Genomic DNA, 13,241 nt, shown 5'->3' on the forward strand with positions numbered 1-13,241 from the left:
TTACTCGAAATACACAGAGCCCTGATTATAAAGCGTTGTCAGCAGGCCGAGCAGGGCAGGGTCTGCGGCAAACCGGGCCAGGCTGTTCATATCAATGCGTGCTCCGGCACATAACAGGGGTGCCAGCGGGCGTGCATCGCCCTTGAGCAGGAACTGCTCGCCGTCTGCAAACAGGGCGGTTTCGTCACCATCATCATGGTAAGCAAAGCGCGACCCTTCGTTCCAGCGCAGCTGTTCACCGGCCTGGATAGCCTCTGCAAGGTCTTCATCGGAGGCGGGTTCATCTGCGGGCACCACCACATCCATATTTTTGGGTGCTGTGGCGTACTGGCCAAACCAGTGGGCCAGCTGGCGCCTGTCCTGGAGTTTTTCTGCCAGCACTGACTGCAGCCGGTCAATAACCTCGGGGGCAATGGTGCCCGGGTTGTCCTGCACCTGCAGATCCGGATCGTTCAGGTGATTGGAGGCGTCTGACTGATTGCACAGAAAATCGGTGAACCCGGTAAGCAGGTCGTCGATGGTTGGGGCACGGAAGCCCACAGACAGGGTGATGCAGTCGTCTTCGGCAATACCATGATGGCCAATGCCCGGTGGCAGGTACAGCATGTCCCCCGGTCCCAGGGTCACGGTCTCTTCGCCTTCCCAACTGCTGAGTATGCGCAGGGGTGTGCCCTCCACCCGGGGCGAAGTGTGATCACAGCGGCCCCCAAACGTCCAGCGCCTGTGCCCCTGTGCCTGAAGCAGAAACACGTCATACTGGTCGTAATGGGGCCCTACACTGCCACCTTTCGGGGCATAACTGGCCATGATGTCGTCAAGGCGCCAGTTGGGTACAAAGCGGAAGTGTTCCAGCAGGTCTGCCGCTTCCGGAACCCAGTGATCCAGACCCTGAACCAGTAATGTCCAGTCGTGCTTCGGGAGCTTGCCGAAGTAATCTTCCGGGAAGGGGCCGTTATGCAACTGCCAGGGCCTGCCCTCATCGTTTTCAATAATAATGCGGGATTCCACGCCCTCTTCGCAGGCCAGGCCAGCCAGTTCATTGGCGTCGACCGGGCACTGGAAGCCGGGGAATGCCTGGCGAATGACTAACGGTTTTTTCTGCCAGTAGTCCCGGAGAAACTCTGAAGGCGAAAGTCCGCCAAGCATATCCATTTTGCGCCTCCTCAAATCGGATGTTGTGGAATCAGATGTTACGGGCCTGATCAACGGCATTGCCGATATAATTACCCGGTGTCAGGGCCATCAGTTCTGCTTTCGCGCTCTCTGGTATTTCAAGGCTGCCCACAAAGCTGCGGATAACCTCCGGCGTCATGGCTTTGCCGCGAGTCAGTGCCTTGAGCTTCTCATAGGGCTTTTCAATGTTGTAGCGGCGCATCACGGTCTGGATTGGCTCTGCAAGCACCTCCCAGGCGTTATCAAGGTCTTCATCGAGGCGGGCCGGGTTGATTTCCAGTTTGCCCAACCCCTTGAGAGTGGCCTCGTAGGCAATCAGGCTGTGGGCAAAACCAACGCCCAGATTGCGCAGCACGGTGGAGTCGGTCAGGTCCCGCTGCCAGCGTGAAATCGGCAGCTTCGCCGACAGGTGGCCAAGAAGTGCGTTGGCAATGCCAAGGTTACCTTCGGAGTTTTCGAAATCGATGGGGTTGACCTTGTGGGGCATGGTGGAGGAACCCACTTCACCCTCAATGGTTTTCTGCTTGAAATAACCCAGCGAAATATAGCCCCAGATATCCCGGTCGAGATCAATTACGATGGTATTGAAGCGGGCAACGGCATCGTACAGTTCGGCGATGTAGTCGTGGGGTTCAATCTGGGTGGTATAGGGGTTGAAGTCCAGACCAAGGCTTTCAATAAAGGCTTTGGCGTTGGCGGCCCAGTCCACCGCCGGATAGGCAGAGATGTGGGCGTTGTAGTTGCCCACGGCGCCGTTGATTTTACCCAGAATCTCGATATCCCGGATTTGCCTGATTTGCCTCTGAAGACGGTACACAACGTTGGCAAATTCCTTGCCAACCGTGGTTGGCGAGGCCGTTTGGCCATGGGTGCGGGACAGCATGGGCTGCTGGGCGTGTTCCCGCGCCAGTTCAGACAGCTTGTCCACAAGCCGGGTCATGGCCGGTAGCAGGCCATTATCCAGGCCTTCGCGCAGCATCAGGGCGTGGGAGAGGTTGTTGATGTCCTCCGACGTGCAGGCAAAATGCACAAACTCGGTGACCGCGTGAAGTTCCGGAACTCCGGCAATTTTTTCCTTGATGAAGTACTCGACAGCCTTCACATCGTGATTCGTGGTGCGCTCGATTTCCTTGATTCGTTCCGCATCCTGCAAACTGAAACCACTGACCATCTGGTCCAGAAAGGCGTTGGCCTTCGAGGTAAAGGCTGGAACTTCAATGATTTCCGGATGCGCCGCCAATTGCTGCAACCAGCGGATTTCAACCGTTACACGGTTCCTGATCAGGCCATATTCACTGAAAATGTCACGGAAAACGCTGACTTTGCTGCCATAGCGTCCATCGACCGGGGAAATGGCGGTCAGGGCGTTAAGTTCCATCGAAAACCTCACAAATGATCAAAGAATCGGTTCAGAAAAAAAGGGTGCACCATAATACACCAGCCCTGCCGGTGAATCAGCGCCGGCAGGCTAGTTATAAAGCGACCTGTTGGCTTTGTCTGCCAGTTCCCGGGCCTGCTGGATTACCTTGCGGCGGGAAAGGATCAGTTGCCAGCGCCGGCCTCCGCATTGCCGCCAGAGCACTGCGGAGCGGATACCCGCAAGCAGGAGCGCCCGCACTTTGGCGGCGTTTTCGTCCCGTTGCAGTATTGACGGATTGCCGCTTACCTGGATGCGCAGGCGAAAGGTGCTGATGGTGTCCGCATAAATAGAGGCCAGATTGCTGATCAGGTTTGGATGCACGTAACCAAAGTGGCTGGCTGTATGCCGCGCCTGCTCAATGCGACTGCCTATGACTTCCAGCATATCGGTCTGCCGGTTGAGCCGGGATTCCAGATGAATCAGGTTCAGAACGTAACGCAGTACCTCAACATCCTGCTGTTTTTTCTGTTCACTGAGCACCGAGGAGAGCGTCACCAGGCCTTCACGGACGTCAGACAATTCGCCTCCGTACACGTCCAGAGTGCTTGCCGGATCCGTAGCGAACAATGAGCGCAGGCAGGTTTCCAGGCTGGTTTGGTTGCAGTGGCCGTTATTGGCGATTTGCTGCACCAGGTTGGCAGCCTGGAATATACCGGCCAGAGCCAGGGTCTGATCATGCAGTGACCGGCTCATGAGCCTGTTTCCTGAACAGGGTGTTCGTGGGACAGGCGGTCGGGCAGGGCTTCACCATCACGCCAGGTTTCCGTAATAACCCCGCCGCCCAGGCAGATGTCACCGTCATAAAAAACAACAGATTGCCCCGGTGTTACGGCTCTCTGAGGGTTTTCAAAGATCACTTTCACGCCACCCTCGATAAGAGTGACTTCGCAATCCTGATCCGGTTGGCGGTAGCGGGTTTTCGCTTTGCAGCGAAAAGACGGCGCAGGCGGCTCACCGGCGACCCAGTCAACCGGGCCTGACAACAGGCCCCGGGAGAACAGAAGCGGGTGATGTTTGCCTTGTACGGCGATCAGTACGTTGCGTTCCAGGTCTTTTCCGGCCACGTACCAGGGGTCGTCACCAAAGTCGCTGAGGCCTCCGATTCCAAGGCCCTGGCGCTGGCCAATGGTGTGATACATCAGGCCCTGATGCTGGCCAATTTTCTTGCCTTCCGGGGTTTCGATATCGCCCGGCTGTGCGGGCAGATATTGTTTCAGGAAGTCGCTGAATTTGCGTTCACCGATAAAACAGATACCGGTAGAGTCTTTCTTGTCGTGGGTGACAAAGCCCTGCTGTTCGGCAATCCGGCGCACTTCGGGTTTCTCCAGTTCGCCAACCGGGAATAAAGTGCGGGCAATGCGATCTCCGGACACCGCATGCAGGAAATAGCTCTGATCCTTATTGGCATCCAGACCTTTCAGTAAAAGTGCCCTGCCTGATCCATCCGCAAGCGGGCTCTGCCGGGCGTAGTGCCCGGTGGCGATATAATCGGCTCCCAGGGTGACGGCATAATCAAGAAAGGCGCGGAACTTGACCTCTTTATTGCACAGGATATCCGGGTTGGGAGTGCGGCCGGCCTGGTATTCGGAAAGAAAATGTTCAAAGACCCGATCCCAGTACTCGGCAGCAAAGCTCGCGGTATGGAGCTTGATGCCGATAGCATCGGCAACCGCCTGGGCGTCTGCAAGATCGGTCATGGCGGTACAGTAATCGGTACCGTCATCTTCGTCCCAGTTCTTCATGAACAGACCTTCGACCTGATAGCCCTGATTCTTGAGCAACCAGGCCGCCACGGACGAATCGACACCGCCGGACATGCCAACGATAACCTGTGTATTTTCCGGGGAGCGGGCTTCGGGTGATGTATTCGTCATGTCAGTTCAGGATACCGGTTCCAAACGCGCAAGTTTATCATTTTGTGCCGGTTACGTCTGCGTGTCTGCAATCACTTCCAGCGGAAAGCAACGGCCATTTCGGTAATCTTCTATGCTTCTGATCACCAGCGGGCTGCGAAGCTTGTTACCCAGTTGCCGGATGTCTTCCAGCGATAGCCAGTGTGCCGCGATGATACCCTTGTCGAGCTCATCGGTTACATGTTGGCGCGCCTTTCCGATAAAACAGAAGCGATAATAAGTCACCCCGTTTGCAGGGGCTTTATAAGTGTAAAGGCCGAGAAAATGCTGGGGCTCAATTTCCCAGCCGGTTTCTTCCAGGGCCTCCCGCCGCACGGCATCGAGTATCGCTTCGTCTTCCTCAACGTGGCCGGCGGGCTGGTTGAATACGATTCTGCCGCTACTGCGCTCCTCCACCATAAGAAAGCGGCCATCTGCATCTTCAACGACCACGGCTACGGTGGCATGAGGTGTCCAGGTCATGATCTTCGGGTTCTCCATGGCGTTTTTGCGGGCCGGGATGCCCCCGGTCGCTTTCCGGGCTGCGGGGCATCAGGCAAATGAATGGTTACTTTGCGGTATTTGCCGGGTTCAAGGCCGTCCAGCGACCAATCGCCAATACGATAGCGGATCAACCGTAAGGTTGGAAACCCGACGGCTGCGGTCATTCGCCTTACCTGTCTGTTGCGGCCTTCTGTTATGGTCAGTTCCAGCCAGCTTGTGGGTACCGTATCGCGTCGGCGCACCGGTGGAACCCTGGGCCAGAGTTCCGGTTCTTCCATTCTGCGGGCTTTCGCTGGCCGCGTGGCGCCATCTTTAAGCGTTACACCCGCCGCAAGCCTGTCTATGGCGCTGGCGGAAATGTCACCTTCAACCTGGACCCAGTAGGTTTTGGGCATCTTCTGCCCGGGCGACGCAATTCGGTGTTGCAGGGCTCCGTTACCGGTAAGCAGCAAGAGCCCTTCGGAATCGTAATCCAGCCGCCCGGCGGGGTAGATGCCCGGTATGTCAATCCAGTCTGCCAGGGTGGCGCGGGAGTTGTGTCCGGCAGCCGCAGGCTCATCAGTAAACTGGCAGAGTACCCGGAAAGGCTTGTTAAAAAGAATGAGTTCGGCCATAGAGGCAGCTCCAGGGCGGGGGAATGAAACGCAGGGGGAGGTTACGCAGAAAAGGCGGGTTTTGAAAGCATAAGGCGGGCCAGGTATTCACGGGCACAATAACTCAACAGCCCGCCAGATTCCTCCGGCAGGAGGTTGCTATCCAGACGACTGGCCTGGCTGGTTTGTCAGGCGTTCGCAGCCCGTGGAGGCTGGTCTCCACGATCGGTCTTGGCGGTGTCAGCGGCTTGGTCTCCGGTGCCTGACGCGTCTGCCTGAACCTGCCCATCTGCCCGGTCATCAGGCACGATGTTGACGGCATGCACACCTTTATCGCTGGGCTTTTTTTCGAAATTGACCGCCTGGCCTGCTTTCAGCGTTTTATAACCGTCCATCTGGACGGACGAGAAGTGTACAAACAGATCATCACTGCAGCCATCCTCTATGATGAACCCGTACCCTTTGGCATTGTTGAACCACTTTACCTTGCCTCTTGGCATGATGAACTCCCCTGTTCTTTTACTGTCACTATGTGTTGTGTTGTTCATTACGGTACCCGGCCGGGGCTCAGCAGCCTGCCGGGCCTGGTTACTCTTTGCCTTCATGCGCTTCATGTGCTCCATGAGCTTTACATGAGCCATGAGTAAATTAACATTATTTTACATGGCAGGTTAACTGTCGACCAAACCCGGGGTCGAGTCAATAGCTTCTATTACGGTAATGTGTGGTTGAACGCAGTCCGGAAGCGGTATCATGTTCGTATTGACAGGTATATCACGCCCGGGTCGGGCTCTGACTTGAAAACCAGGGTCCAGGCAACCACATTAATGAAAGACACCGAAAATCGGCAAAGAATGATGCGGACTATCGAGAATTCTCTACTAGTATTAAATCAGGGGGAGGACGAACAGCCGGGGCGTCACGACGACCTCAGCGTTGCTCCCGAAAAACCTGCGCTGAAGCGGCCCTCACAGTATCGGGTTATGCTTCTGAACGACGATTACACACCCATGGATTTTGTTGTGGATGTGTTGATGACATTCTTCGGAATGAATGAAGAGAAGGCGACACAGGTGATGCTGCTCGTCCATACGCAGGGAAAAGCAGTATGCGGGGTGTATACCCGGGACATCGCGGAAACAAAGGCGGCACAGGTGAACCAGTATTCCTCGGAATGCGAACATCCGCTCCTTTGCGAGATTGAATGTGCGGACTGACAGACGGCGGGGTGGCCCATGCTAAGCAAAGATCTTGAAATTACGCTGAATACGGCCTTCAAAAGTGCCCGCGACAAGCGTCATGAATTTATGACCGTGGAGCATTTATTGCTGGCCCTGCTGGAGAACGAATCTGCAGTAGGTGTTCTCAAAGCCTGTGGTGCAGACCTCAAGCAACTTCATGATGAGCTGGTCGAGTTTGTGGATTCCACAACCCCACTCATTCCCAGTAGTGACGATGAGCGAGAGACCCAGCCAACACTGGGGTTCCAGCGCGTGTTGCAACGTGCGGTTTTTCACGTGCAATCCTCGGGCAAGAAAGAGGTGACTGGCGCCAACGTGCTGGTTGCCATTTTCAGCGAGCAGGAAAGCCAGGCGGTTTACCTCCTGAAAAAGCAGAGCGTTGCACGCATTGACGTTGTTAACTTTGTCTCCCACGGAATTTCCCGTGTGCAGGGAGCGGAAGACCAGAGCAGCGGTGAGCAGATTTCCCACGACGAGACAGGTGAGGAAGGCGGGCAGTCCAAACCGCTGGAAACCTACGCAACCAACCTGAACGAACAGGCTCGGGAAGGGCGCATTGACCCGCTAATCGGGCGGGAGCACGAAGTGGAGCGTGTGGTGCAGATTCTGGTGCGCCGTCGCAAGAACAACCCGCTTCTGGTTGGTGAAGCCGGCGTAGGCAAGACCGCTATCGCCGAAGGGCTGGCCAAGCGCATCGTTGATGGGCAGGTGCCGGATATCATTTCCGATGGGGTGGTTTACTCTCTGGATCTTGGTGCGCTTCTGGCAGGAACCAAGTACCGGGGCGACTTCGAGAAGCGCCTGAAAGCGTTGCTTGCAGAGTTGAAGAAAGAGAAGCACGCAATTCTGTTCATTGATGAAATCCATACCATCATTGGTGCAGGATCCGCCTCTGGCGGTGTTATGGATGCCTCGAACCTGCTCAAGCCGATGCTGAGTTCCGGCGAGATCCGGTGCATTGGCTCCACCACTTACCAGGAATTCCGCGGCATCTTCGAGAAAGACAGCGCGCTGGCCCGGCGCTTCCAGAAGATTGATGTGAACGAGCCGAGCGTTGAGGATACCTACCAGATCCTCAAGGGGCTGAAGCCGAATTTCGAAAAGCATCATGATCTGAAATATACCGACCGGGCGCTGCGGGTAGCTGCGGAACTGGCGGATCGCTATATCACCGACCGCCATCTTCCGGACAAGGCCATTGATGTAATCGATGAAGCCGGGGCGCGACAACGCCTCATGTCGGAAGACAAGCGCCAGACAATCATTGACGCCCCTGAGATTGAGGAAGTGGTGGCCAAGATCGCGCGTATTCCGCCGAAGAATGTGTCCACCAGTGACAAGGACCTGCTGCGTAATCTGGAGCGGGATCTCAAGATGGTGGTGTTTGGGCAGGACCCGGCGATCGAGTCGCTGTCGACTGCAATCAAGTTGGCCCGTGCCGGTCTGAAAGCGCCGGAGAAGCCCGAGGGTTCGTTCCTTTTTGCCGGGCCTACGGGCGTTGGTAAAACGGAAGTGACCCGGCAGCTGGCCAAGGCGCTTGGCGTAGAGCTGGTACGGTTTGATATGTCGGAATATATGGAGAGGCACACCGTATCCCGTCTTATTGGTGCGCCTCCCGGATACGTGGGCTACGATCAGGGCGGTCTGTTAACAGAAGCCGTTAACAAGCATCCGCACTGCGTGCTGTTGCTGGACGAAATCGAGAAGGCGCATCCCGAAGTGTTCAACCTGTTGTTGCAGGTGATGGATCACGGCACCCTGACTGATAACAACGGGCGCAAGGCGGATTTCCGCCACGTTATCCTGGTGATGACCACCAACGCCGGTGCAGAAAGCATGGCCCGCCGCTCGATTGGGTTCAGCGAGCAGGATCACAGCAGTGACGGCATGGAAATCATCAGCAAGACCTTCACGCCTGAATTCCGCAATCGCCTGGACAGCATTATCCAGTTCGGTGATTTGCAGAAGGAGACAATCACCCACGTGGTGGACAAGTTCCTGACCGAGTTGCAGGCCCAGCTTGATGAGAAGCATGTTGTGCTGCATGTGGATGAGGAGGTCAAGTCCTGGCTTGCAGACAAGGGCTATGATGTAACCATGGGCGCGCGCCCGATGTCGCGTCTGATACAGGACAAGATCAAACGGCCGCTCGCGGAGCAGATCCTGTTCGGTCGGCTGTCCGAGAAGGGTGGTGATGTGTTTATTCACCTCAAAGGGGATGAGCTGGAATTCGAGTATGAGGATGAGCCTGCGGAAGCCGTTTAATACGGTTGCCGGGCGAGCCTGAAAGCCACCCACAAAAAAACCGCTGTATTCGTGCAGCGGTTTTTTTGCTTTTCTGATGTCGCTTTTAACTTAGCGCGCGCGGTATACAATCCGGCCTTTGCTCAGGTCGTATGGTGTCAACTCAACCTTGACCTTGTCGCCTGTCAGAATGCGGATGTAGTTTTTTCGCATCTTGCCAGAGATGTGGGCGGTCACAACGTGGCCGTTGCTTAACTCAACGCGGAACATGGTATTTGGAAGGGTATCAACAATAACGCCTTCCATTTCAATGACATCTGATTTCGCCATTCAGTAAAAACCTCGTTTGGGAATGCTTTCCGTAATTTTAAATTGCGCAATTCTGCCTGATTTGTCGGCGTTTGGCAAAGTGAGTTGGTTATCCGGAGCCAAATGGCACGAATCAGGCTTATATCCGGCTTGTTTGCAGTGCCGCCCGTGTGATGACCATTTGATGCTGATAATTAACCGGTTTCAAGCACTCGCCATTGCCCGTCCCGCAATGCTTCAATGGGCTGAAAACGGGTCTTGTAGTTCATCTTTCGGCACTGCTGTATCCAGTAGCCGAGGTAGAGGTAGGGCAGCTGGCGCCGGCGTGCTTCTTCAATTTGCCAGAGAATGGCGAAGGTACCCAGGCTTCGGAGCTCGAAAGCCGGATCAAAAGCGGTGTATATGGCTGACAGACCGTCGTCCAGGGAATCCAGCGCCGCCAGCGCTATCAGTTGCCCGTCTTTGCGCATTTCCACAAACCAGGAATCCGTGGCGCCTTCCACCAGAAATGAGGTGAACTGTTCCCGCGAGGGTGGGTACATGTCGCCGTCTTTGTGTCTCAGTTCCACGTAGTTGGCGTAAAGGCGGTAGTAGCTCTCGCTGAATGCTGCCGGTACCAGGGTGCACTCGATATCGCTGTTTTTCTTCATGACGCGGCGCTGGCCGCGATCCGGGCGAAAATCGCTCACGTTCAGTCGTACCGGGATGCAGGCGTTGCAGCTTTCACAATGGGGGCGATAATAATGGGACCCGCTGCGCCGGAACCCCAGTGATGTGAGCTGGCTGTATAGCTTTTTGTCGATGTGGGCCCGCGGATCCACAAACATGGTGGTTGCTTCGCGATCGGGCAGGTAGCTGCAGTCGTGAGCAGGTGTTGCGAAGAATACCAGGGTTCTGAGACTACTCATTCATGCCTCCGGCCCGTGCCATTGCCAGTTGAATGTCCAGTCGGGCTGATCCGGTTTTCGGTCTGCGTATTCCTCGATTATAGATAAAAACTCGCTTCTGGGAATGGTGCGGGCACCCATGGTGAGAAGGTGGTGGCTCTCTACCTGGCAGTCCATTATCTGGTAGCCCCATTCCTGCAGCTGGTGGGCGAGGTGAACCATCAGTACTTTGGAGGCGTTGCTTTCCAGGGAAAACATGGATTCACCGAAGAAGCATTGCCCTATGGCGAGCCCGTACATGCCTCCGGCCAGTTCGCCCTTGTTGTTCCACACTTCTATGGAGTGGGCTATGCCCTGGCGGTGAAGCCTGGAGTAGCTGGCGATCATGTCATCGGTTATCCAGGTGCCTTCGCTGCGGGTGGTGGCGCACAGGCGGATGATGCGGCTGAAAACCTGGTCGGCGGTTATATGGAATCGGCGTTGGTTGAGTGTTCGGCGCAGGCTGCGGGAGACGTGGATGTCCTGGGGGTAGAGCACGCACCGGGGGTTGGGAGACCACCAGAGTATGGGCTGTTCGTCACTGTACCAGGGGAAGATGCCGCTTCGGTAGGCGAGAATCAGGCGTTCTGTGGAGAGGTCGCCGCCCAGGGCGAGGAGGCCATCGGGGTCGTCGAGGGCTTCTTCCGCTGGGGGGAACCACAGTTGGTCGGGGTCTAGCCAGGGTAGTGAGGTCATCCTGCTTCAGTTTTCTACCGAGTTAGTTTTTAACTTGGGCGTATCGGCAGGCAGGAAGCGCCTTCTGAAACACGCTGTGAATACGTCCTTGTACGCTTGGCTCCGCCATCCATGGCTCCGCACAGTTTCAGAAGGCGCTTCCTGCCTGCCTCATCTGACAAAGGTGAAGGCGAACAGTTTCAGAAAGCTGGCCCCGCCTTCTCATCATAGGAGGTGGCCAGACCAATATCGCTTAATCAGGTCTAAACCTGCTGATCCAGGAATTTTTCCGCATCCAGTGCCGCCATGCAACCGAAACCGGCTGAGGTCACAGCCTGGCGGTAAACGTGGTCGGCTACGTCGCCGGCGGCGAAGACGCCGGGGATGCTGCTTTCGGTGGCCATGCCTTCAAGGCCGGAGCGGATCCGGATGTAGCCGTTTTCCATGTCCAGCTGGCCTTCGAAGAGGCCGGTGTTGGGCTTGTGGCCAATGGCGATGAAGATGCCTGCCAGGTCGAGTTCCCGGGTGGTGTCGTCTTTGGTGCTTTTGATGCGCATACCGGTTACGCCGGTGGCGTCGCCGAGGACTTCGTCCAGGGTGTGGTCCCAGATGATGTTTACGTTGCCGTTTTTGGCTTTTTCGAAGAGTTTGTCCTGCAGGATTTTCTCGGCGCGCAGGCTGTCGCGGCGGTGGACCAGGGTGACTTCTGCCGCGATGTTGGAAAGGTACAGGGCTTCTTCAACGGCGGTGTTGCCGCCACCGATAACGGCGACTTTCTGTTTTTTGTAGAAGAAGCCGTCGCAGGTGGCGCAGGCGGATACGCCCTGGCCTTTGAATTTTTCTTCGGACTCCAGGCCCAGGTACATGGCGGAGGCGCCGGTGGCGATGATCAGCGCGTCGCAGGTGTATTCGCCGCTGTCGCCCTTGAGCCGGAAGGGGCGGGTGTGCAGGTCGGCTTCGTTGATGGTGTCGTAAACGATGTTGGTGTCAAAGCGCTCGGCGTGTTTGAGCATGCGCTGCATGAGTTCCGGGCCCTGCACGCCTTCGTTGTCACCGGGCCAGTTGTCCACGTCGGTGGTGGTGGTGAGCTGGCCGCCAACTTCGATGCCGGTAATGAGTGTGGGGTTCAGGTTGGCACGCGCTGCGTAGACAGCGGCGGTGTATCCGGCGGGGCCGGAGCCGAGGATGATTAGCCGGGAATGTTTACTTTCGCTCATGGATGTCTCTCACTGGATCAATATGTGTCGGGCTCTTTCAGAGCCGTTAATGCGAGGATGGTGGAAAGGCTACCATGAATCCCGAAGGCTTCCATTTGTTTTGGCCAATTCCACTGATAACGTTTCGCTATTCACTCGAGCACGGAAACGGTGGTTAGCAGTTGCTGCACCCGTTCTGCGCTTTTGCCCGATTCGCCCTGTTCAAGGCGGTGTTCTGCAACCGCCGGAAATACCGCCTGGATATCGTCGGGCAAAGCGTGATGTCGCCCTTCCATCAGGGCCCAGGCTTTTGTCGCTCTGAGCAGCCCGAGCCCGGCTCTGGGTGACAGGCCGTAGAGCAGCCCGGGCATGCGCCTGCTCTGGTCCAGCAGGCGCTGGATGTAATCCAGCAGTGCCGGGCTGGCGGTTACCCGGTTTACTTCCTCCTGCAGCTTTGCCAGATCGGCCTCGGAAAGCAGGGTGCTCAGCCGGTCGGTCATTAGCCGGCGGTCTTCGCCTTCCAGAAGCTCCCGTTCGGCTCTGGGGTCGGGGTAGCCAAGCCGTATGCGCATCAGAAAACGGTCGAGCTGGGATTCCGGCAGAGGGTAGGTGCCGCCCTGTTCCGTCGGGTTCTGGGTTGCGATCACGAAGAACGGGTGTGGCAGCGGGCGGGTTTCTCCTTCTATGGACACCTGGCGCTCTTCCATGGCCTCAAGCAGCGCACTTTGTGTTCTCGGTGACGCCCGGTTGATTTCGTCCGCCAGTACAAGCTGGGCAAATATGGGGCCGGGGTGGAATATCAGGCTGCCCGCCTGCCTGTCGTACATGGAATAGCCCAGCACGTCCGCAGGCAGCAGGTCGTTGGTGAACTGGATGCGCTGGTAGCTGAGCCCCATCACCTTTGCCAGTGCGTGGGACAGGGTGGTTTTACCCATGCCTGGGATGTCTTCAATCAGCAGGTGGCCTCTGGCTAGCAGACCGCAAAGGGCCAGGCGAACCTGTCGTTCCTTGCCCAGAAGAATCCGGTTTAACTCGGTTACTACATTGTCCACCAGATTTTTCATGCCG

General features: G+C 56.5%; 14 protein-coding genes. 2 read left to right on the forward strand and 12 right to left on the reverse strand.

The features are described 5' to 3' along the window. From CDH48_RS06765 to CDH48_RS19660, 7 genes are all read right to left on the reverse strand, one after another. On the reverse strand, nt 1–1,152 hold the full coding sequence (locus CDH48_RS06765) for a ribosomal protein uL16 3-hydroxylase (RefSeq protein WP_100687956.1): 1,152 nt from the start codon (nt 1,150–1,152) through the stop codon (nt 1–3). 31 nt (nt 1,153–1,183) lie between these two features. Next, complete coding sequence (gene purB, locus CDH48_RS06770; RefSeq protein WP_100687957.1) at nt 1,184–2,551, reverse strand: adenylosuccinate lyase; 1,368 nt, start codon at nt 2,549–2,551, stop codon at nt 1,184–1,186. Nucleotides 2,552–2,641: 90 nt separating this feature from the next. After that, nucleotides 2,642–3,286, reverse strand: coding sequence for a high frequency lysogenization protein HflD (gene hflD / locus CDH48_RS06775; protein ID WP_100687958.1), 645 nt, complete (start codon nt 3,284–3,286; stop codon nt 2,642–2,644). Further along, nucleotides 3,283–4,467 carry a tRNA 2-thiouridine(34) synthase MnmA gene (gene mnmA, locus CDH48_RS06780; protein ID WP_100687959.1) on the reverse strand — a complete coding sequence of 395 codons (1,185 nt, stop codon included), beginning with the start codon at nt 4,465–4,467 and terminating at the stop codon, nt 3,283–3,285. Before mnmA ends, hflD begins: the two co-directional genes overlap by 4 nt. 51 nt (nt 4,468–4,518) lie before the next feature. Further along, the gene (locus CDH48_RS06785) at nt 4,519–4,968 is read right to left on the reverse strand and encodes an NUDIX hydrolase (RefSeq protein ID WP_100687960.1); all 450 of its coding nucleotides are present in this window, start codon (nt 4,966–4,968) and stop codon (nt 4,519–4,521) included. Continuing rightward, complete coding sequence (locus CDH48_RS06790) at nt 4,965–5,603, reverse strand: pseudouridine synthase (protein WP_100687961.1); 639 nt, start codon at nt 5,601–5,603, stop codon at nt 4,965–4,967. The genes CDH48_RS06785 and CDH48_RS06790 overlap by 4 nt, the downstream gene beginning before the upstream one ends. A gap of 167 nt (nt 5,604–5,770) precedes the next feature. Beyond that, nucleotides 5,771–6,082: a cold shock domain-containing protein gene (locus CDH48_RS19660; RefSeq protein WP_100688111.1), complete on the reverse strand. Its 312-nt coding sequence runs from the start codon at nt 6,080–6,082 to the stop codon at nt 5,771–5,773. Between the two features lie 357 nt (nt 6,083–6,439). Here CDH48_RS19660 and clpS point away from each other — a divergent pair, with 357 nt between their 5' ends. Both clpS and clpA read left to right on the forward strand, forming a co-directional pair. Next, on the forward strand, nt 6,440–6,799 hold the full coding sequence (clpS, locus tag CDH48_RS06800) for an ATP-dependent Clp protease adapter ClpS (RefSeq protein ID WP_100688112.1): 360 nt from the start codon (nt 6,440–6,442) through the stop codon (nt 6,797–6,799). Nucleotides 6,800–6,817: 18 nt separating this feature from the next. After that, a complete protein-coding gene (clpA, locus tag CDH48_RS06805) occupies nt 6,818–9,088 on the forward strand; it encodes an ATP-dependent Clp protease ATP-binding subunit ClpA (RefSeq protein WP_100687962.1) in 2,271 nt (756 codons plus the stop codon). A 90-nt stretch (nt 9,089–9,178) separates the two neighbouring features. On the opposite strand, the gene infA is transcribed toward clpA, so the two are convergent. The 5 genes from infA to CDH48_RS06830 all read right to left on the reverse strand — a co-directional run bounded on the left by infA (nt 9,179) and on the right by CDH48_RS06830 (nt 13,237). Beyond that, on the reverse strand, nt 9,179–9,397 hold the full coding sequence (infA, locus tag CDH48_RS06810) for a translation initiation factor IF-1 (protein ID WP_008938619.1): 219 nt from the start codon (nt 9,395–9,397) through the stop codon (nt 9,179–9,181). Between the two features lie 173 nt (nt 9,398–9,570). Further along, on the reverse strand, nt 9,571–10,284 hold the full coding sequence (locus CDH48_RS06815; protein ID WP_100687963.1) for an arginyltransferase: 714 nt from the start codon (nt 10,282–10,284) through the stop codon (nt 9,571–9,573). Beyond that, on the reverse strand, nt 10,285–10,998 hold the full coding sequence (aat, locus tag CDH48_RS06820) for a leucyl/phenylalanyl-tRNA--protein transferase (protein WP_100687964.1): 714 nt from the start codon (nt 10,996–10,998) through the stop codon (nt 10,285–10,287). It lies immediately after the preceding gene. Between the two features lie 242 nt (nt 10,999–11,240). Next, nucleotides 11,241–12,194: a thioredoxin-disulfide reductase gene (gene trxB, locus CDH48_RS06825; RefSeq protein WP_100687965.1), complete on the reverse strand. Its 954-nt coding sequence runs from the start codon at nt 12,192–12,194 to the stop codon at nt 11,241–11,243. Between the two features lie 131 nt (nt 12,195–12,325). After that, nucleotides 12,326–13,237, reverse strand: a complete 912-nt coding sequence (locus tag CDH48_RS06830) for an AAA family ATPase (protein WP_100687966.1) — start codon at nt 13,235–13,237, stop codon at nt 12,326–12,328. Nucleotides 13,238–13,241 lie beyond the last annotated feature (4 nt).

It is taken from the genome of Marinobacter aromaticivorans (genome assembly GCF_002806975.1).
GTDB classification, from domain to species: domain Bacteria; phylum Pseudomonadota; class Gammaproteobacteria; order Pseudomonadales; family Oleiphilaceae; genus Marinobacter; species Marinobacter aromaticivorans.